This window comes from Streptomyces sp. NPDC000134 (assembly GCF_042899225.1).
Taxonomy (GTDB): domain Bacteria; phylum Actinomycetota; class Actinomycetes; order Streptomycetales; family Streptomycetaceae; genus Streptomyces.
This window is the reverse complement of the sequence record NZ_JBIAZN010000022.1, coordinates 45,529-64,205: the sequence shown is the minus strand read 5'-3', so window position 1 is coordinate 64,205 and position 18,677 is coordinate 45,529. Positions and strand designations below refer to the sequence as shown.

Here is an 18,677-nt window from a genome sequence, read left to right as displayed (position 1 = left end):
CATGACCGCTCGCTACTGCTCGCTCGCGCAGCAGCCCGCTCCCGCGTTTCCGCCGGGGCTGGCCGCCGAGCGGCTCGGCGCGCTCGTCGGCGGGCGGCGGATGTGGGTCGACGGCACGGTGCTGCACTACTACTTCTTCGACGCCGACACCGACGCCTCGGTCATCACGGTCCCGGGGACCGGCCGGACCGGCCGGGTGCCGTGGGCGGGGGACGCGGCCCAGTGCGACGTGGTGCGGGACGGCTTCCGGCAGTGGCAGGACCTGGGCATCGGGCTGGTCTTCACCGAGGTCGGCGACCGCTCCGAGGCCGAGCTGCGGATCGGGTTCCAGGAGGGGGACGGTTCCTGGTCGGCGGTCGGCAAGGACGCGCTGCGGGTGGGGACGCACGAGCGCACGATGAACTTCGGCTGGGACCTGACCGCGCCCGGGGAGCGCGGTACGGCCCTGCACCAGATCGGGCACGTGCTCGGGATGCTGCACGAGCACCAGAGTCCGTTCGCCGGGCTGCACTGGGACGACGAGGCGGTCTACGCCGAGCTGGCCGGGCCGCCGCATCACTGGAGCCGGGAGCGGACGTACGCCAACATCCTGCGCAAGCTGGACGCCGACGAGGTCAACGGGGCCGTCTGGGACCCGCAGTCGGTCATGCAGTTCCCGTTCCCGCCGGGGCTGATCCTGGAGCCGGAGCAGTACCGCGCGGGGGTGCATCCGCCCGGCACGCTGTCCGCCGCCGACAAGGAGTTCGTCCTGCGCTGGTACCCGCCGGCCGACCCGTCCGGGCCGCCCGCGCTGGTGCCGTTCCGTTCGGTGCCGCTGGGGCTCGGTCCGGGCGAGCAGGCCGACTTCGTGATCGAACCGCCGCAGACCCGCGAGTACACCGTGGGCACCTTCGGGGACGGGGACGCCGTCGTCGTGCTCTTCGAGGAGCGGGACGCCGAGCCCCGCTACCTCGCCGGGCGGGACGACGGGGGGACCCCGCACAACGCCACCATCAGGGCGCGGCTCGTCAAGGGCCGCCGCTATGTCGTCCGAGTGCGCCTGTACTCCTCGTGGGGTCCGGGCCAGACCGCGGTCATGTGCTGGTGACAGCACGGCCGTGAGCCACCACAGACCGGCGCCGGGGGAGCGGCCGGCCCGTCGCCTCTGGGGGAGGGAGACGGGTCGGCCGCGTCGCGCCGGGTCCGCCGTACGGGGGTCGGCGGACCGACGCGCGAAGGCGGCTCCGCACCACGGGGCCGCCTTCGCGGGGGGCGGGCCGGCCGGGGCGGTCCCGGGCCGACGGCCCCGGGTCGAAAGGCGTCCCGCGCGGTAGGGTGAAAGCACGTGCGCACCGGTGAGACGAGGCGCGTGATGGAACCTTGGCTGATCTGGCTGATCGTCGGGGCCGTGCTGGCCGTGGCGGAGATCTGCACGCTCACCGCCGCGCTCGGCATGCTGAGCGTCGCCGCCGTGCTCACCGCCGGGTCCGCCGCGCTCGGTGTCCCGCCGCCCCTGCAGTTCCTCCTCTACGCCGTCCTCGCCACGGTCACCGTGCTGTTCGTGCGCCCGGTCGCGCTGCGGCACCTGACCCGGCCGCAGCCGGCCCGGTTCGGCATCGACGCGCTGGTCGGCAAGGCCGCGTACACCGTCACCGAGGTGACGGCCACGGGCGGCAGGGTCCGTATCGACGGGGAGGAGTGGACGGCCCGCCCCTACGACGAGACGCTGGTCATCGCGCCGGGAGCCACCGTCGACGTCATCCGGATCAGCGGCACCACCGCCTTCGTCTACCCCCGGGACTGAAGCCATGGACGTCACCGCGCCTGTCATCGCCGGCCTGATCGTCGCGCTCATCGCGATCTTCACCGTGGTACGGGCGGTGCGCATCGTGCCCCAGGCACGCGCCCGCAACGTCGAGCGGCTCGGCCGCTACCACCGCACCCTGACCCCGGGGCTGAGTCTCGTCATCCCCTTCATCGACCGGGTGCATCCGCTGATCGACCTCAGGGAGCAGGTCGTCTCCTTCACCCCCCAGCCGGTGATCACCGAGGACAACCTGGTCGTGGAGATCGACACCGTGCTGTACTTCCAGGTCACCGATCCCCGGGCGGCCTTCTACGAGATCGCCAACTTCCTCCAGGGCGTCGAGCAGCTCACCGTCACCACTTTGCGCAACGTGGTGGGCTCGATGGACCTGGAGAAGACCCTCACCTCCCGCGACACCATCAACAGCCAGCTCCGCGGCGTGCTGGACGAGGCCACCGGCAAGTGGGGGCTGCGGGTCAACCGGGTGGAGATCAAGGCGATCGACCCGCCGCAGTCCATCAAGGACGCGATGCAGAAGCAGATGCGGGCGGAGCGGGACAAGCGGGCCGCGGTCCTCGGCGCCGAGGGACAGCGCCAGTCGCAGATCCTCACCGCCGAGGGCGACAAGCAGGCCGCCGTCCTGCGCGCCGAGGGCAACCGGACCGCCGCGATCCTCCAGGCCGAGGGCCAGTCCCGGGCGATCGACGAGGTGTTCCAGGCGGTGCACCGCAACGACCCGGACCCGAAGCTGCTCGCCTACCAGTACCTCCAGGCGCTGCCGCAGTTGGCGCAGGGGCCCGGCAACAACTTCTGGGTGATCCCCAGCGAGATCACCACCGCGCTCCAGGGGGTCTCCCGGGCCTTCGGCGAGGTGCTGCCGCCGTCGCCGGCCACCCGTGAGAAGCCGGCCGACGACGGCATGTCCGCCAAGGCCGCCGACGACTCGGCGCGGGCCGCGGAGGCCGCGGCCGAGGCGCTGGCCGACGCCGCGCGGGCCGACGCCGCCCCCTCCCCCGCCCCCGGTTCTGGTCCCGGTCCCGGTCCGGGCGCGGCCCCGCCGCGCTGAGCGCCGCCGGCCGGCGGGTGCGCTCAGCCCGGGTCCTCGGCGAAGAAGTCGATGATCGCGGCGTTCACGGCCTCGGGCCGCTCCAGATAGCCGTAGTGGCCGCAGCCGGGGATCTCCGTGTAGCGGGCGCCGGGGACGGCGTCGGCGATCTCGCGGCACAGGTGCGGGCGGACCACCAGGTCGTCCTGGAAGCCGATCACGAGACAGGGCCGGTCGATCGCGCGGTAGTGCGGCAGCCGGTTCGGGATCAGGTCCAGACCGAGCTGGGCGCGGACCGCCGAGCGGTCGACCATCGACAGTTCGAGGACGCCTAGCCAGTCGCGCAGCCGCTCGTCGTCGTTGAGGGTGCGCGGCGAGAGGTTCTGCAGGGCCTGGGTGTAGGCCGCGTACGCGGGCGGGATCTTCGTACCGCTGTCGGCGAGTTCGATGTCGCCGGCCGTCATCGCGGCGATCAGTTCGTCGGTGCGGCCGCTGCTCGCCATCAGCACCGCCCGGGTGACCAGGTCGGGCCGGGCCAGCAGCAGTTCCTGGACGACGATGCCGCCCAGCGAGTAGCCGACCACCCGGCAGGGCCCGGCCCCGAGGTGCTCGATCAGGCCGGCGACGTCGGCGGCCATGTCGTCCAGGGTGAAGCCCCCGGGGCAGGTGTCGGTGGGCGGGATGCCCCGGTTGTCCAGGGTGATCACCTGGTGCCCGGCCGCCGTGAGCGCCGGTACCTGGTGGGTGCGCCAGACCCGTCCGGGGGCGCCGGTGCCGGTGACCATCACCACCGGGGTGCCGGTCCCGTACACGTCGTAGCCGAGGTTGATCCCGTTGATCCGCGCGACGGGCATCGGTGTCTTCCCTTCCTGAAGTCGGGCGGGGCCGGGCCGCCGGCGGGGGGTGCGCCCGCCGGCGGTCCGGCCGTCAGGGCCGGGTCACCGGCCGGTCCACACCGGTTCCCGGTGCTCCGCGAAGGCCCGGGGGCCCTCCACGGCGTCGCTGCTGCGCATCCGGCGTTCCTCCCAGACGTACCGGGTGGCGAACGCCTCCGGCAGCGGCTGGTCGAGGGAGCGCATCACCGACTCCTTCACGGCCCGCACCGCCAGGGGCGCGCTGCGGACCAGGTCGTCCGTCCACTCGGCCACCCGCCGGTCCAGTTCGCCGGGCTCCGCGACCTCGTTGACCAGCCCGAAGCGCAGGGCGGTCGCCGCGTCCATCCGGCGTCCGGTGAGCAGATACCCCATGGCCTGCTTCAGGGGCATCTGGCGGGCCAGCCGGAAGGCCCCGCCCGCGCCGGGCACCAGCCCGAGCCGGACCTCCGGCAGCGCGAACACCGCGTCGTGCGCGGCGATCACCAGATCGCAGGCGAGCACCAGTTCGAAACCGCCGCCCAGGGCGTACCCGTTGACCCGGGCCACCACCGGCTTGGACAGGTCGAACCGCTCGGTGAGCCGAGGCCAGCCGGGCCGGCCCCGGCTGCCGAACGTCGTCGGCGGCTCCCCCTCCGCGTCCAGGCGGGCCCGCTCCTTGAGGTCCTGCCCGACGGAGAAGGCCCGGTCGCCGGCGCCGGTCAGCACCACCACCCGGACGTCGTCGTCGTCCTCGACCTCGTCCCAGACACCCGCGAGTTCCTCGTGGGTGCGCAGGTCCATCGCGTTGAGCACCTCGGGACGGTCGAGGGTGACGTGGGCGACGTGGTCCTTCTTCTCGTAACGGACCCGTGGCCGGCCGTCGTCGCTCACGCCGACCCCGCGGCGAACCGGCCGACCTTGTGGATCACGTCCTCGCCGTACAGCCGCAGCGCCTGCTGGAAGGCGAACTCCGCCATGTAGGCGCGGAACGCGTCCTCCGGTTCCTCCGCCAGGTTGAGCATCCGGCGGTTGGCGAGGACCGCCTCGCCGTCGAGCCGGTCCAGGCTCCGCTCCACGGCGGCGTCCAGCTCGGCCGGTTCCACCACCTCGTCGACGAGCAGCTTGGCCTGGGGTTCCGTGGCCCAGATCCGGCGGCCCTCCAGGATCACCTGCCGGGACAGCCGGGGCCCGACGTACCGGCTGAACCGGAAGTTGGACGCGCCGGGGATGATGCCCTCCTTCGCGGCGGGCAGGCTGAGGTAGGCGTCGGACGCGGCGATCACATGGTCGAAGGCGAGCAGCAACTGGGTGCCGCCGCCGATCGCGAAGCCGTCCACCACCGCCACCCAGGGCTTCTCCACGTACCGGACGTGCCACGCGCCCGCGTCGTCGGTGCGCAGACCCCTGATGAGCTTGTGGATGTAGCCCAGTTCCCGGCGGAGCAGGAAGTCGACCAGGGAGATGTCGCCGGAGCTGAGGTTCTTGAGGTTGATGCCGGCGCTGAACACCCGGCGGCCCCGGTAGCGGGGGTGGCTCATCTCGCCGCCCCGCAGCAGGCCCACCCGTACGGACGGGTCGAGCAGGGCCAGGTCGACGGCGGTCTCCATGTCGTCGACCTGCTGGTTGTCCTCGGCGTTGAGGCGGTCCTCCCGGCACATCGTCAGCCGGGCCACCCCGTCCCGGCGCTCCAGCCGTACGGCCTCCATCTCCAGCACGCCGGTGCGCTGGAACTCCGGCAGCAGGCGCAGCGCGCGGGCCGTCGGCCGCAGCATGGCGTCCATCAGGTGGGGGCCGGCGACGGGTGAGCGCAGCACGGCCCGCAGGAAGATGCCCTGGTCGATCTCGTGGCCGTCCTTGTCGGCCTGCGTGCGGCCGCGTTCCCGGGCCAGCAGACCGGCGTCCGGCACCAGGCCGGGGAAGGCGGCCGCCGCGGCCTCGACCAGTTCCTCGATCCGCAGCGACCGGGAGCGGCCGTCGGTGAGCCGGTCGTAGACGGCGTCGACATGGTCGTCCAGGAACCGGGAGCGCGCCGCGCGGGCGGCGTCCTTGGCCGCCTCCGCCTCGGCCCGCTGCCCCGGGGTGCGCTCCGTCGGCGAGGGCAGCGACGCCAGGGCCGCCGTCTCCCGCCCCGCCGCCTCCGTCAGGGCCGGCCACCCGTCGAGGGCGGCCGGGGCTCCCTTCGGGTCCGCACTCATGCGGCCTCCTCGGCCGCGGTGCGGCGCAGGCTGCGGTCGCAGGCGGCCAGGTGCGGGCCGAGCGCGTCCTCGAAGCTGGTGGTGACCGCGTCGAACAGGAGCTGGCGGCGGATGGCGAGTTCCTTGCCGGACAGTCCGGCCAGCCGCTGTGCCGTCGCGGCGGCGGCGCCGTCCAGGTCGTCGGTCAGCTCGTCGGCCACGCCCAGCATCAGCGCCTCGGACGCCTTGACCGGCTGCCCGAACAGGACGGCCCGGCGGGTGCGGGCCGAGCCGGCGAGCTGGACCAGCCGGAACATGGCCAGCCCCGGCCAGGTCGACTCGCCGTCGAAGGGCAGCAGCAGCCGGGTGTCCCGGGTGGCGATCCGGATGTCGGCGGCGAGGAAGACGTCGAGGGCCTGCCCGCCGCAGTCCCCGGAGGCCAGCGCGACCGTCGCGGCCGGCAGCCGCTCCAGGCGGCGCAGCGCCCGCTCCCACTTGGTGACCAGGGCGACGGTCAGCCCGTCCGTCCAGTCGGGCGCGGGCGCGCCGCTGACCTTGAGGGTCACCGTGCCGGCCTCGCCCCGGTCCTCGGCCCGGTCGCACAGGGCGGTGATGTCCCGGACGGCCCCGATCGACAGCGGCCGCGTCCCGTCGATGCTCAGCGTCAGTGCGTCGCTCATGTCCCTCACCGTGTCGTCCCCCACTGTCTGCTCCCCCGTTCTCACCACTGGACCAGTGCCGTCTCGAGCGTGGAACCCGGTCCCATGGTCATCAGCACGCCGTAGTCGCCGGGCCGGGTGACCTGCTCGTCGAGCAGCCTTTCGTACGAGAAGATGAACGATCCGCTGGACACGTTGCCGTAGTCCCGCAGCACGCCGACGGTGTGCCGCAGGTCGTGGCGGGTCAGGCCCAGGTTGACGATGACCGCGTCGATGACCTTCTTGCCGCCGGAGTGCACCAGCCAGTGGCGGATGTCGCTGCGGCGCAGTCCGGTGTCGCCCAGCAGGCGGTCCACCACGACCTCGGCGTGCGCGCCGACGACGTACGGGATCTGCGGGTCGAGGTAGAAGCTGAAGCGGTCCAGTTCGCGGTCCCAGTCGTAGCGCATCGCGTCGACCGCTTCGGGAATGATGCAACTGGCCAGCTTGAGGATGGTCGGGCCCTCCGTGGTGCCGGACGCCTCGTCGCCGGGCCCGGACATCAGGGCGATGGCGCCGGCGCCGTCGCCGAAGAGGCTGTTGACGACCGCGGTCCGCATCGAGGAGTCCATCGCGTACGCGGCGGAGCACGCCTCCGTGCAGAGCACCACGGCGAGTTCGCCCGGGTGGGCGGCGGACCAGCCGGAGACGACGTTCACCGCGTTGAGCCCGGCGTTGCAGCCCATGCCGACGATGTCGCTGCGGCTGCAGTGCCGGTCGATGCCCAGCTCGCGGATCATCAGGGCGCTCAGCCCGGGGGTGAGGAAGCCGGTGGAGGTGACGCAGCACAGGTGCCGCAGGTCGGACAGTTCGGCGCCGGCCTGCTTCAGGCAGGCGTTCAGGGCGTCGACGCCCATCCGCACGGCCATGGACTTGTGCTTGTCCAGCAGGTCGCCCTGCGGCTCGGGGCTGCGCACCCCGTCGGCGTCCGGGTCGGGCAGGGTCAGGTGGCGCGTGTCGATGGCGCTGTTGACGAAGACGGAACGGATCTTCGGGTCGGTTATCCCGAAGGCGTCCAGCACTTCCGTCTGGGTGTAGATCGTGTCGGACGCCGCCGTGCCCACCCCGACGATCCGGGGCCGGTACGGCGTCTTGAGCGCGCCGTCACCGGTCAGGACCGGTGTCTCGGCTCGGTCCAGGATGATGGTCATCTGTAGGTCCACCCCCACATGCGCGGCCTGCTGCGCGGTTTTGTCGCATTGATGCTGCCGGTCACTTGCTTCGCCTTTCCGATCGTTTTCCCGATCGCTTTTTCCGGAGAGATCCGGAAGGAATTCCGGATGTCATTCTTCGCGGCTCTGCGCCTCGATGAACCGCGCGAGCCGCGCGGTTCCCTCTTCGATCTCCGCGGTCGTCAGATAACTCGTGGAGAGGCGGAGGGCGTGCTGCCCGCCGCCCTGCGGATAGAAGTAACGCATCGGCGTCCAGATGACGCCGAAGTCCTGTGCGGAACGGGTCAGCGCCGCCTCGTCCGCCCGGAAGGGGACGTGCACGCTGAGGAAGAATCCGCCCGCGGGTTCGTTCCAGCGCACGCCCAGCGCCTCGCGGCGGCCGGCCGGGATGCGGGCGTCCAGGGCGCGGAGCGTGGTGCGCATGGCGTCGCCGTAGTAGGCGGCCGCGTCGGCGTTCAGGGCGGAGATCCGGCCGTCGGCGGCCAGCAGGGCGCCCGCCACCGCGGCCTGGCTCAGGGACGAGGTGTTCACCGTCACCATGCTCTTGATCTTGACGAGTTCGGCGGCGAGCAGTCCGGTCCGCCCCTCGTCGTCCACCACCCGCTGGTCGGCCACGGCGAAGCCGACCCGGGCGCCGGGGAAGACGGTCTTGGCGAAGGAGCCGAGGTGGACGACCGACCGCGAGGTGTCCAGGGACTTCAGCGTCGGCAGCGGCGTACCCGGGCTCACCCGGCGGTAGGGGCTGTCCTCGATGAGGAGGATGCCGTAGCGCTCCGCCAGGGCCAGCAGTTCCCGGCGGGTCGCCTCGTCCAGGGTGGCGCCGGAGGGGTTGGAGTGGTCGGGGATGACGTAGAAGGCGCGGGGGCGGCGGCCGCGGGCGTGCTCGCGCAGGATCGCCGCCTCCAGGTCGGCGCTGTGGAAGCCGTCCGCGCGCTCCTCCACCGCGGTCACCGGCACGTCCAGCAGCTTCGCCGCGCCGGTGATGCCGACGTAGCAGGGGCTCGCCGCGAGCAGGACGTCGCCGGGGCCGGCGCAGAGGGCGCGCAGCACGAGCAGCATGGCCTCCTGCGCGCCGACCGTGATGACGATCGACTCGGGGGGTACGTCGATGTCCTCGTCCACGCGCAGCGAGTCGGCGACGATCTCGCGGATCTGCCCGGCGGTGGGGCCGTACTGGTACATCGCGGTACGGATGTCCTGCGGCGTCCGGCCCTGGGCGGCCAGGTGGTCGAGGTAGCCGCGGACGTAGGTGAAGATCCGCTCGGTCTCGAAGAACCCGTCGTAGGGCCGTCCCGGGGCGAAGGAGATCGCGTCCGGGTAGCGGTGGGTGATCTCGTTGAGGAAGTTCATGGTGTCCAGCACCGGGTCGGACACGCTGGCGTGCAGATCGGCCCTGCGCAGGGGGCGGTCGGGGGACGCGGGGGCGGCGGTGGGCGGGGGCGTGACCGTCACCGGGCGGGGGGCGGTGCGCAGCACGGAAGGGCGGGCCTCGGTGACCGTGGGGGTGCCGGTGAAGGCCATCGCGGCCGCCAGCTCGCCGGCCAGGCCGGTCAGCGCCGCGGCGACGCCGGCCTCGCCGCCGCTGAGCAGGGCGTCCAGGACCGGGCGGCCGAGGAGGACGGCGTCGGCGCCCGAGGCGAGGGCGGTCAGGACGTCGGCGCCCCGGCGGACGCCGCCCTCCAGCAGGACGGGGCGGCCCCCGGTGGTGGCGGCCGCGACGACGGGCAGCGCTTCCAGGCGGTCGGTGACGAGGCCGTCGGCCCCGGCGTCGATGGCCCGGACGGCGTCCGCCGCGGTACGCACGCCGGCCACCAGCAGCGGCAGCCCGCTAGCCGCGCGCAGCCGCTCCAGGTCGGCCCAGTCGGCGCGGTCGCGGAGCCCGGGGAGCCCGGTCCCGGCGGCCGGAGCGGGGGCGGCTCCGTCCTGGGGGCCGAGCGCGAGGACGAGGGCGGTGTACCCGGCGTCCTCGGCGCCGGCGGCGGTCCGCCGCGCGGTGCCGTCGTCCTGGAAGGCGTACGTCCGCAGCCACAGCGGCGTCTCCGGGACCGCCGGGCCGGGGACGGGGGTGAGGGCGCTGACCACGGCGGGCAGTCCCGCCCGGCCCGCCGCGCCGAGCACGGCGGGCAGCGCTTCCGGCCGGACCAGCCCGGCGAGCGGGCCGACGGCCAGCGGCGCCGCCCAGTTGCGGCCGAGGATCTTCGCGGCGGTCTCAGGCGGGCCGGAGTGACTCGGCCCGCCCTGCTTCAGCCCCGCGCGGTCGAACGCCGCGCGGTTCGCGGCCGAGGCGTTTTCCACCCGTGCCAGGAAATCCACGAGAACGGGATCGAGGTCCTCCCGCGCATTGTCTTCCGGACGGCTTCCGGTCATGGATTTCCCCCCGTACGGAACGGTTATGGCAGGGTGATTTCGGCGGCCAGGATCACACGTTCCCGACCACGGTCACAACGCTGTCCAACAGCGCGGTATCCACGGTTGGACGGGCGCCTTCCTCATCGTCCGTTCGGTGAGCAGGAGGCTTCCCCGAGACGGGCGAGCGACGCCGGAAGTTCACCGCGGCTGCGCACGTTCAACTTCCGGTAGATTTTGGTCAGATGCTGTTCCACGGTGCTGACCGTGATGAAAAGGCGGTCGGCGATCTCCCGGTTGGTGCAGCCGGCCGCGGCCAGGGCGGCCACCCGCCGTTCGGCCTCGGTCAGTCCGGTCGGCGGCGCCAGCGCCTCGTCCGGGGCGGACCGGCGTCCCGGGTGTCCGCCGCGCGAGCGCCGCGCCGGGGCGGCCGGTACGTGCGGAGTGTCCCGCGCCGCGTCCAGGTACGTCCACAGCGAGGCGACGGGGCGGGGCAGTTCGGGCGGGAGGTCCCGGCGTACCACGGCGGTCCGCGCGGCCTCCAGCTCCTCCAGCGCCCGGCCCGTCTCCAGCCGGTCGCCGCAGGCTCTGAGTATCCGCACCGCCTCGCGCAGCAGCGGCAGCCGGTCCCGGGGCGGGCTGACCGCCGCGAGGTGGCGCAGCGCGACGCCCCGGGCGTGGCCGGGGCCCTCGCCGAGCCGGGCCAGGTGCTCCACGGTCATGGCGCGGGCCTTGTGCGGGTCGCCCAGGGTGAGCAGGGCGGCGGTCACGTCGTTGCGCCAGTCCACGAACTCCGGCGCGTCCAGCTTCCACTTGACCATGAGTTCCCCGCAGGACTCGAAGTTGCGCAGGGCCGCCCGCGGGCGGGCGATGGCCAACTGGTAGCGGCCGAACGCCTGGAGGTACGGCAGGGTGAACGGCGTCCCGAACATGGCCACCGGCACCGGCAGATCGAGGTACGACCGCGCGGTCTCCAGGTCGCCGAGTTCGGTGGCGGCCCGGACCGCCAGGGACAGCGGCAGCCCGATCGCGATGCCCCACGCCTCGGGGGTGGCCAGGCTCAGGGCGGTGCGCGCGGCCTCGCTCGCGGTGGCCGCGTCCCCGCGCCGCAGGGCGAGGGCCGCGCGGGCCGTCTCCAGCAGCGCCCGGCGCATCGGCACGCCCCGGTTCCAGGGCTCCCGCAGCAGCTTCTCCGCCCAGTCACCGGCCTCCTCCAGGCGGTAGGTGTGGGCCAGCAGGACCAGCGCGGCCAGCACCGAGGCGACGGAGGTGTCGGCCCGCGCGGCCCCCAGCACCCGGTCGGCGAGCCGGTCCCCGTCGTCCCCGGTGAGCCCGGCGGAGAGGGCGAGGAAGGTGCGCGGCGAGAGGGGGGCGGGCTCGGGGGGCTCGGCACCGGGCGGGGGGAGCGGTGCGGGGCCTGCCGCGGGGCGGGGCGGGGTGGTTCCGCCGGTGAAGGTGTCCGGGGTGGCGGACGTGGCCGGGTCGGCCGGGGCTGCCCAGGTGGCGGGCGCCGTCCCGGGCGGCGTGAGCGAGCCGGGCGGGGGTGTCACGCCGAAGGGTGCCGCCGCGCCGGGAGGGCCGACCGGGCCCAGGGGTGCCGCCGCGCCCGACGGGGTGACCGACCCCAGCGATGTCACCGCGCCGGACGGGGTGACCGGGCCGGGCGGGGTCATGCCGGGGCGCAGGCCCGGACAGCAGAAGGAGAGGCCGAGGCGGACCAGGGCGAGGTCGGGGCGGACCGTGGAGGAGGGCCGTCCGGTGCCGTCCCAGACGTCCGCCCCCGAGGCGGCGGCCTGCCGTTCGACGGTCCGCAGCAGCGCGTCGGCCCGGCCGAACTCGCCCCGCCAGATGAGCTGGCGGACCGGCACCAGCGCCTCGGGGCCGGTGAGCAGCCCGGCCCGCACCATGCGGCTGAGCTGGGGCAGGTACCGGGACGCCTTCGCGGGGTCGATGAGCCACTGGGCCTCGGCCAGGGCGGCGGTCACCTCCGCCTCCTGCACGGCGTCCGCGCAGATGCCGGAGGCGTGCCGCAGATACTCGACGCAGGCGGTGATGTCACCGGCGTTGAGGGCCTCGCGGGCGGCCTCGATGAGGATGCCGGGCTGCCAGGGGGCACCGGCCGGGTCACCGGCGGCGAGCAACTGGTCGGCGACCGCGGCGGCGGCGGCACCGCTCTCCAGGAGCAGTTCGGCGGCCCGCGCACGCAGCGCGCCGAGCTGCTGGGCCGGGATGTCGCCGAGCACGGCCGGCCGGACGTGCTCGTGCCGGAACCTCAGGTCCTCCAGGAGTCCGGCGGCGCGCAGGTCGGCCAGGCTCCGGCGGACGGAGGTGGCGTGGTCGCCGAGGAGCCCGGCGATCAGGGACGGGGTGGCCGATTCGCCGAGCACCGCGATCGCGCGGGCCACCGCGAGCAGCGCGGGTTCGCAGCGGTGCAGACAGCGCAGGACGGCCCGGCGGAAGGAGCTGCCGGGCACCGGGGCGCCGGCCGCGTGGGGTTCCGGTGTCCGACCGCCCGTTCCCGGTGCGCCGGGCCGGGTCCCGCGTTCGGTGACGTCCTCGATCAGCGCGTGCAGGAGCAGTGGGTTGCCGCCACTGGTCCGGGCCCACGTTTCGGCGTTCTCCCGTGCCGCCGAACCGATGCCCGGGTGCAGCGCCAGTTGCCCGGCGACCCCGTCGGGGGTGAGCGGGCCCAGACGCATCCGGTGCGCGTGGGGAAGGTGCAGTATCTCCGCGTGGAAGTCGGCGAGCGCCCGTTCGTGGCAGGACGCTTCGGTGAGGACGATCAGGACGGCCGCCGAGTCGATACGCCGTATCAGGTATCTGAGACATCGCAGTGACGCCTCGTCCGCGAAGTGCGCGTCGTCCACGCTGATGACGAGCGGCCGGCGCCGGGCGACACCGGTGACGGCGCGGTGGATGCACTGCATCAGGGTGAGCAGCGCCCGGCTGTCGTCGCCGCCCGGCACGGCCGGGGCCGGGGCGGTGCCGCCGCCCGGCGGGAACTGCTCGCCGATCATGCCGATGGCGCGGATCGCGTCGATCAACTGGTCGACGAGGCCGAGCCGGTCGAGCCGTTCCCCGGCCGAGGCGGTCAGCGGCAGGAAGTAGCCGCCCTGCTGGGTGACCCAGTCGGCGAAGGGACGGATCAGTGCCGTCTTGCCGCACCCCACCGGTCCGTCGGCGACGACGACCGCGCCCCGGCCCTTGGTGGACTCCGCGTAGCGACGCTTCAGCAGTCGCAGTTCTGCATCTCGGTCACTGAGATTCACAGGCACCCCCGTACCTTCCGCACGCCTCGCGGCGTGGAGTTCACGCCCGTCGGCGCCGTTCGACCGGTGCCGTCGGCTTGCAAAGTGTCCAGCAATTGAGAAGAAAAGCGATAGTGGCTGCTGACCTGCGGTGATATCGGAGGTGGGGGGCGGTCTCCGATATCGATCCGAAGAGCCGGACTCGGCCAAAAAATATAGCATCCAATTCGAGCTGGTGCGGGCACTTCTTAACTGCCCCGATCGGATGCGATCGGCCCGCCTTCGGCAGGAGAATGTCCTGATCCCTCACCTTGACCGGGGAGCGGAATTGGCCGTGCCTGGCACCCTGACCCGGCACCCGGCCCAGTCCCCCCAGGCCAACCGGCCGGTTCCCAACGCCCGGAGCCGCCCGCGCTTACCGTGGGAAACAGATAAGACGTTCGATTGGGACGATACTTTTCGGCCATCCTGTGTGTTTCCTGTGAAACGCGGCGGGCCCTCCGCGCGACATCCGCGGCACCGAAGTTCGCATGCGTACTACCGGACCGGTCCGACCGGAACAGGAATGATCAGCTCCGTCCGTGAATGGGCCCATGGAAAAACCGCCGCGAGAAAATTTCTCTCACGGCGGTCGGTGCCCGGCGGTGAGCCGGGCTCAGCTAATCTGTGCGACCTCCTCCTCGACCCGGACGGCGAACTCCGACCAGAGATCGGCGAACTGCCGCGCCAGATCGGCGATGATGTTGCTGCAGTGCGGCGGAACGTTGTCGATGATGGCTTCCCACTCGTCCTTGCTCAGCGAGTGCAGCGCCAGTATCCGGAGCAGATTCCGGCCGGTGTCGGTGAACCGGAGCGCCGGATCGTCCTTCAGCCGTTTCACGAGCGCCGCCCGGTCCGGGACCGCCCTCGGCTGTCCCCGGCCGGCCGGCCGCGCGAGTCCGAGGGCCCTGAATCCCTTGCGGACCACGACGTCCCGCCCCTGCTCGGGGTCCTTCCGGCGACGGTGCTGCCGGGGCAGCGGGTCCTCGCCGTTGCGCAGCCGGTTGCGTACGTCACGGGCCGTCTCCGGCGAGATGCCCGCCGCGCGGGCCACCTGACGGAGCGACAGCTCCGGGTTCTCCGTGAGGAGTTCCCCCGCGATGATGCGGCCGGCGCTGCCGTCGACGGGACGCAGCCGGCCGTCCTGACCCAGCCGGCGACTCACCGCCTCCGGCTCCCGGCCGCCCCGCCTGCGGATATCGCCCACGGTTCCCGGGGAGATCCCGGTGACCGAGGCGACCTTGCGGTCCGACCACTGCGGCCGCGAGGTGATGATGCGCTCCGCGGCGCGCTTGCGGTCCGCGAGCGTCAGCGGCAGACCGTGTGTGACGTTGAGCTTGACCGCCAGGACGAACGCCGCGGCCTCGTCCCCGTCGAAGAACCGGGCGGCGATCGTGCCGTCCCCCCGCGACTGGGCCGCCTTCAGCCTGTGGAAACCGTCGATGACCCGCATGGTCGGCCGGTGCACCGTGATCGGCGGCAGCGGCTCCTGGGCCGCGGCCAGCGCCTCGATGTGCTCCGCCGACTCCCCTGCCGACCGTGGCGATCCTGCCAGGCTCAGCGAGCTGATCTCGATCTCCACGAGCGGTTGCTGATTGATTTCCTCCTCTTCGGGTTCCACCCCGGCTCCTCACTCACCCCGTTGGTGCGGCCGACGATCGCCGTCCGCGAGAGATACTTCTGCCCCACCATGCCTTCCGCAGCGAATCAACGCTCTCTCCCCAAGAGTTGCGGAATTCATTCGGTAAACGACGTGCTGTACAGCGGAATTGCGCTCTCCGAAGACACGCCCGAAATTATCAGGCCGGTTTCCTGGCCGAAACCCCTGTCTGCCGCGGCGACCCCTAAGGGGTTGACGCCGGCCGCGGCGTCCCCACGGCCTGCGGCGGAACGGGAGGGGCCGCCGTGCGGGGACCTCACCTGTGACGGTGTTGTGACCAAAGTGTTGTTAGAACCGGTTCCGGTACATCGAACGTCTCCCTCCACCTTCTCCGACTTGGAGTAGCAGCGGATGACCTACCGTTCCCACACTCTGACCGTCCTGGCGACGACCGCCCTGCTGGCCGTCGCCTCCACCTCCTCCAGAACAGTGCCGGACGCACGGGCCACGCCCGTCGTCATCAGCTCCCCCATCGTCTCCGAGGCCGCCGCCGGCGCCCTGCAGCCCGGCGACCTCGCCGGCACCGGAGTGACCGAACCGCCCGCCCCCGACATACAGGTCCGCCGCCCGGGACTGGCCCGGGGGGACCTCTTCATCGCACCGCAGGCCCTGACGGACGACCCCCGCGGCCCGCAGATCATCGACGACCACGGCCGCCCCATCTGGTTCCGCGAACTGCCCACGACCGCCTTCGCCACCAACTTCCGGGTCCAGGAGTACCGCGGCGAGAAGGTGCTGACCTGGTGGGAGGGCGAGGCCACCAACACCGGCAAGGGCAACGGCATCGGCTACATCGCCAACGAGAACTACGAGATCATCGCCACGGTCCAGACCCCGGACACCGGCGAGGTGCTGGACCTGCACGAGTTCCTGCTGACCCCCCAGGGCACCGCGCTGGTCATCAGCTACCAGGAGAAGCCGCTCGACCTGAGCAGCGTGGGCGGCGACAAGGACGGCACGGTCCTGGACAGCGTCGTCCAGGAGATCGACATCGCCACCGGCAAGAAACTGCTGGACTGGAGCGCCTCCGAGCACGTGCCGCTCACCGACTCCGACAGCCGGGCCCGGGTCGGCGCCCCGATGGCCTTCGACTTCCTGCACGTGAACTCCGTCGGCATCGACACCGACGGCAACCTGCTCATCTCCGGTTACGCGGCCAGCACGGTCTACAAGGTCGACCGGCACACGGGCGAGATCATCTGGCGTCTGGGCGGCCGCAACAGCGACTTCCGGCTCGGGGTGGGCGCCCGCTTCAACTGGCAGCACGACGTACGGGCCGTGGGCGCGAACACGTACCGCATCTTCGACAACGCCACCTTCAACGGACTGAAGGGATACGAGTCGCGGGTGGCCTGGATCAAGATCGACCCCAAGCGCGGCACCGCCTCGCTGGTGCGCCAGCTCACCCACCCGGACCTGATGTCCACCCTCCGCGAGGGCGGCGCCGAGAGCCTGCCCAACGGGAACACCCTCGTCAACTGGGCGGCCGCCACGCCCGGCCGGATCTCGGAGTTCTCCCCCGACGGCAAGCTGCTGTTCGACGCCACCTTCCCGTTCGACGAGACGAGCAGCAGCTACCGCGCCTACCGCCTCGACTGGGACGGCAAGCCGCTGACCAAGCCCAAGCTGCTCACCGAGGACGTCGCCGACGGAAAGGTCCGGGCCAACTGGAACGGCGCCACGGACGTGTCCCGCTGGCGCTTGCTGGCCGGCGGCGCCTCCGGCTCCCTGAAGCCGGTCGCGACCGCGGCCTGGGACGGGTTCGACACCCCGATCACCGTGCCCGCCCGTGCCCGCGACGCCGACCGCCTCCAGGTGCAGGCCCTCGACGCCCGCGGCAAGGTGATCGGCACCTCGGCCGTCACCCCGGCCGGCGCGGACCAGGACGGATGACCGCCATGCCGCACGCGCGCATCACGGACATCGCCTTCCGCACCCCGCCGCTGGTGAGCATGGCGGACCTCGTCGACCATGTCGCGGGCGACACCGGCGGTGACGCCGTCGCCCGGGTCGTCGAGAACTCCGCCATCACCACCAAGGGCATGGCGGTCGACCCGCGGACCGAGGACCCCCGGCAGTGGTCCACCCGGCAGCGGATGGACCGCAGTCTCACCGAGGCCACCCGACTGGGCGCGGCGACGGTACGGGAGGCCCTCGGCGCGGCCGGGCTGCGTCCGCAGGACGTCGGCATGCTGGCCACCGTCACCACCACCACCCACTCCGCTCCCGGCCTGGACGCCCTCGCGCCGGCGCTCGGCATGCGGGAGAACACGGAGATCCTCTCCCTCGGCCCGATGGGCTGTTACGCCGCCGTACCGGCCCTGACCACCTGCGCCAACTGGGTCGCGGCGCGCGGCCGGCCCGCCGTGCTGCTGGCGGTCGACCTGTTCTCGCCGCACCTCCAGCCACCGCCGTACGACAAGGAGGCGGCGGTCGTGCTGACCCTGTTCGGCGACGGTGCCGCGGCGGTCGTGCTGCGGCCGGACGCGCCGGGCGCACCCGGATCGCGGGTGGTCGACGCCGAGCAACTGACCGTCCCCGCGCACGCCGAGGACCTCCAGGTGCACCTCGGTGACCTGGGGCTGCGTATCCGGCTGGCGCCGACCATGCCCGACGTGGTCGCCTCCGCGGTCGGCCTGCCGGCCAAGGAACTGCTCGCCAGGAACGGCCTGGCCTGGGAGGACGTCGCCTGGTGGGCGGTGCACCCGGGCGGGCGGCGCATCCTGGACCGGGTTGAGGAGGCCATCGGCCTGCCGGCGGACTCGGTGGCCGTGGCCCGGTCGGTGATGCGCGAGTACGGCAATACCGCGGCTCCGGCCGTGCTCGGTGTACTCGGACGACTGCAGTGCACCCGGCCGCTGGGCCCCGGCGAGTACGGCGTGGTCCTGGCCTTCGGTCCGGGCGCCACGATCTGGGCGGTCCTGCTGTGCGGCTCCTGAGCCGCCGGCCGCCGCACCCGCACTCCCACCCGCACCCACCACCGCACTCCCGTCCCTACGAGGAGGAACCATGCTGGAGATCTTCGGCGCAGGATTCGGCCGTACCGGAACCCTGTCACTGAGAACCGCACTCGAACGGCTCGGTTACGGGCCCTGTCATCACATGCTGCGTCTCCTGGAGTGTCCGGACGCCCTCGTGCTGTGGCGGGCCGCCGCCCGGGGCGAGTCGGTGGACTGGACGCAGGCGTACGACGGGTACCGGTCGAGCGTCGACTGGCCCGGCGCCGCGTTCTGGCGCGAGATCACCGAGGCGTACCCGGAGGCCAAGGTGATCCTCACCGTGCGGGACCCGGAGTCCTGGTACGCCAGCGCCGCGAGCAGCATCCACGCCGCTGCCACCGCCCCGCTGCCCGAGGACGCCGATCCGGTCTTCGCCGAGGTACGGCAGATGTCGCTGGACGTCGTCTGGAACGGCGTCTTCGACGGCCGGTTCAGCGACAAGGAGTACGCCATCGAGGTGTTCGAGCGGCACATCGCCGCGGTGCGGCGGGAGATCGACCCGAAGCGGCTGCTGGTCTTCGAGGTCGGCCAGGGCTGGGAGCCGCTGTGCGAGTTCCTCGACGTGCCGGTGCCCGACGAACCGTTCCCGCGCAGCAATGACCAGGCCGCGTTCGCCCGGCTCATGGAGGACCGCCGGGCGGCCCACTGAGTGACCT

14 protein-coding genes are annotated in these 18,677 nt (G+C 72.8%); 6 read left to right on the top strand and 8 right to left on the bottom strand.

Annotation, left to right across the window (positions count from 1 at the left end):
* Position 1: 1 nt before the first annotated feature.
* The 3 genes from ACFY32_RS27995 (at position 2) to ACFY32_RS27985 (ending at position 2,852) form a co-directional block, all read left to right on the top strand.
* Positions 2-1,087, top strand: a complete 1,086-nt coding sequence (locus ACFY32_RS27995; protein ID WP_359200763.1) for a hypothetical protein — start codon at positions 2-4, stop codon at positions 1,085-1,087.
* 264 nt (positions 1,088-1,351) lie between these two features.
* Positions 1,352-1,783 carry an NfeD family protein gene (locus ACFY32_RS27990; protein WP_359200761.1) on the top strand — a complete coding sequence of 144 codons (432 nt, stop codon included), beginning with the start codon at positions 1,352-1,354 and terminating at the stop codon, positions 1,781-1,783.
* A 4-nt stretch (positions 1,784-1,787) separates the two neighbouring features.
* The gene (locus ACFY32_RS27985) at positions 1,788-2,852 is read left to right on the top strand and encodes an SPFH domain-containing protein (protein WP_390675609.1); all 1,065 of its coding nucleotides are present in this window, start codon (positions 1,788-1,790) and stop codon (positions 2,850-2,852) included.
* Positions 2,853-2,875: 23 nt separating this feature from the next.
* On the opposite strand, the gene ACFY32_RS27980 is transcribed toward ACFY32_RS27985, so the two are convergent.
* The 8 genes from ACFY32_RS27980 to ACFY32_RS27945 all read right to left on the bottom strand — a co-directional run bounded on the left by ACFY32_RS27980 (position 2,876) and on the right by ACFY32_RS27945 (position 14,983).
* Positions 2,876-3,685 carry an alpha/beta fold hydrolase gene (locus ACFY32_RS27980; protein WP_359200757.1) on the bottom strand — a complete coding sequence of 270 codons (810 nt, stop codon included), beginning with the start codon at positions 3,683-3,685 and terminating at the stop codon, positions 2,876-2,878.
* An 84-nt stretch (positions 3,686-3,769) separates the two neighbouring features.
* The gene (dpgD, locus tag ACFY32_RS27975; RefSeq protein ID WP_359200755.1) at positions 3,770-4,576 is read right to left on the bottom strand and encodes an enoyl-CoA-hydratase DpgD; all 807 of its coding nucleotides are present in this window, start codon (positions 4,574-4,576) and stop codon (positions 3,770-3,772) included.
* Positions 4,573-5,880 carry a (3,5-dihydroxyphenyl)acetyl-CoA 1,2-dioxygenase DpgC gene (gene dpgC / locus ACFY32_RS27970; RefSeq protein ID WP_359200753.1) on the bottom strand — a complete coding sequence of 436 codons (1,308 nt, stop codon included), beginning with the start codon at positions 5,878-5,880 and terminating at the stop codon, positions 4,573-4,575. Before dpgC ends, dpgD begins: the two co-directional genes overlap by 4 nt.
* Positions 5,877-6,539 (bottom strand): enoyl-CoA-hydratase DpgB, encoded by a 663-nt coding sequence (gene dpgB, locus ACFY32_RS27965; RefSeq protein WP_359200751.1) that lies wholly within the window; start codon positions 6,537-6,539, stop codon positions 5,877-5,879. Before dpgB ends, dpgC begins: the two co-directional genes overlap by 4 nt.
* Positions 6,540-6,580: 41 nt before the next feature.
* Positions 6,581-7,708 carry a 3,5-dihydroxyphenylacetyl-CoA synthase DpgA gene (dpgA, locus tag ACFY32_RS27960; RefSeq protein WP_359200749.1) on the bottom strand — a complete coding sequence of 376 codons (1,128 nt, stop codon included), beginning with the start codon at positions 7,706-7,708 and terminating at the stop codon, positions 6,581-6,583.
* Between the two features lie 132 nt (positions 7,709-7,840).
* The gene (locus tag ACFY32_RS27955; RefSeq protein ID WP_390675608.1) at positions 7,841-10,024 is read right to left on the bottom strand and encodes an aminotransferase class I/II-fold pyridoxal phosphate-dependent enzyme; all 2,184 of its coding nucleotides are present in this window, start codon (positions 10,022-10,024) and stop codon (positions 7,841-7,843) included.
* A gap of 194 nt (positions 10,025-10,218) precedes the next feature.
* Positions 10,219-13,344: an AAA family ATPase gene (locus ACFY32_RS27950; protein ID WP_390675607.1), complete on the bottom strand. Its 3,126-nt coding sequence runs from the start codon at positions 13,342-13,344 to the stop codon at positions 10,219-10,221.
* A gap of 634 nt (positions 13,345-13,978) precedes the next feature.
* Entirely contained in the window at positions 13,979-14,983 is a 1,005-nt protein-coding gene (locus ACFY32_RS27945) for a ParB/RepB/Spo0J family partition protein (RefSeq protein WP_359200743.1), read from the bottom strand.
* Between the two features lie 390 nt (positions 14,984-15,373).
* On the opposite strand from ACFY32_RS27945, the gene ACFY32_RS27940 reads away from it, so the two are divergent.
* The 3 genes from ACFY32_RS27940 to ACFY32_RS27930 all read left to right on the top strand — a co-directional run bounded on the left by ACFY32_RS27940 (position 15,374) and on the right by ACFY32_RS27930 (position 18,670).
* A complete protein-coding gene (locus ACFY32_RS27940) occupies positions 15,374-16,915 on the top strand; it encodes an arylsulfotransferase family protein (protein ID WP_390675606.1) in 1,542 nt (513 codons plus the stop codon).
* Positions 16,916-16,920: 5 nt separating this feature from the next.
* Positions 16,921-17,961 carry a type III polyketide synthase gene (locus ACFY32_RS27935; RefSeq protein ID WP_390675605.1) on the top strand — a complete coding sequence of 347 codons (1,041 nt, stop codon included), beginning with the start codon at positions 16,921-16,923 and terminating at the stop codon, positions 17,959-17,961.
* Between the two features lie 70 nt (positions 17,962-18,031).
* Complete coding sequence (locus ACFY32_RS27930; protein WP_359200737.1) at positions 18,032-18,670, top strand: sulfotransferase family protein; 639 nt, start codon at positions 18,032-18,034, stop codon at positions 18,668-18,670.
* The last annotated feature ends 7 nt before the right edge of the window (positions 18,671-18,677 follow it).

Excerpts from the sequence above, each read along its gene's own strand:
- ACFY32_RS27995 (WP_359200763.1), top strand. The coding sequence starts at position 2 with ATGACCGCTCGCTACTGCTCGCTCGCGCAGCAGCCCGCTCCCGCGTTT.
- ACFY32_RS27990 (WP_359200761.1), top strand. The coding sequence starts at position 1,352 with ATGGAACCTTGGCTGATCTGGCTGATCGTCGGGGCCGTGCTGGCCGTG.
- ACFY32_RS27985 (WP_390675609.1), top strand. The coding sequence starts at position 1,788 with ATGGACGTCACCGCGCCTGTCATCGCCGGCCTGATCGTCGCGCTCATC.
- ACFY32_RS27980 (WP_359200757.1), bottom strand. The coding sequence starts at position 3,685 with ATGCCCGTCGCGCGGATCAACGGGATCAACCTCGGCTACGACGTGTAC.
- dpgC (WP_359200753.1), bottom strand. The coding sequence starts at position 5,880 with ATGAGTGCGGACCCGAAGGGAGCCCCGGCCGCCCTCGACGGGTGGCCG.
- dpgB (WP_359200751.1), bottom strand. The coding sequence starts at position 6,539 with ATGAGCGACGCACTGACGCTGAGCATCGACGGGACGCGGCCGCTGTCG.
- dpgA (WP_359200749.1), bottom strand. The coding sequence starts at position 7,708 with ATGACCATCATCCTGGACCGAGCCGAGACACCGGTCCTGACCGGTGAC.
- ACFY32_RS27940 (WP_390675606.1), top strand. The coding sequence starts at position 15,374 with ATGACCTACCGTTCCCACACTCTGACCGTCCTGGCGACGACCGCCCTG.
- ACFY32_RS27935 (WP_390675605.1), top strand. The coding sequence starts at position 16,921 with ATGCCGCACGCGCGCATCACGGACATCGCCTTCCGCACCCCGCCGCTG.
- ACFY32_RS27930 (WP_359200737.1), top strand. The coding sequence starts at position 18,032 with ATGCTGGAGATCTTCGGCGCAGGATTCGGCCGTACCGGAACCCTGTCA.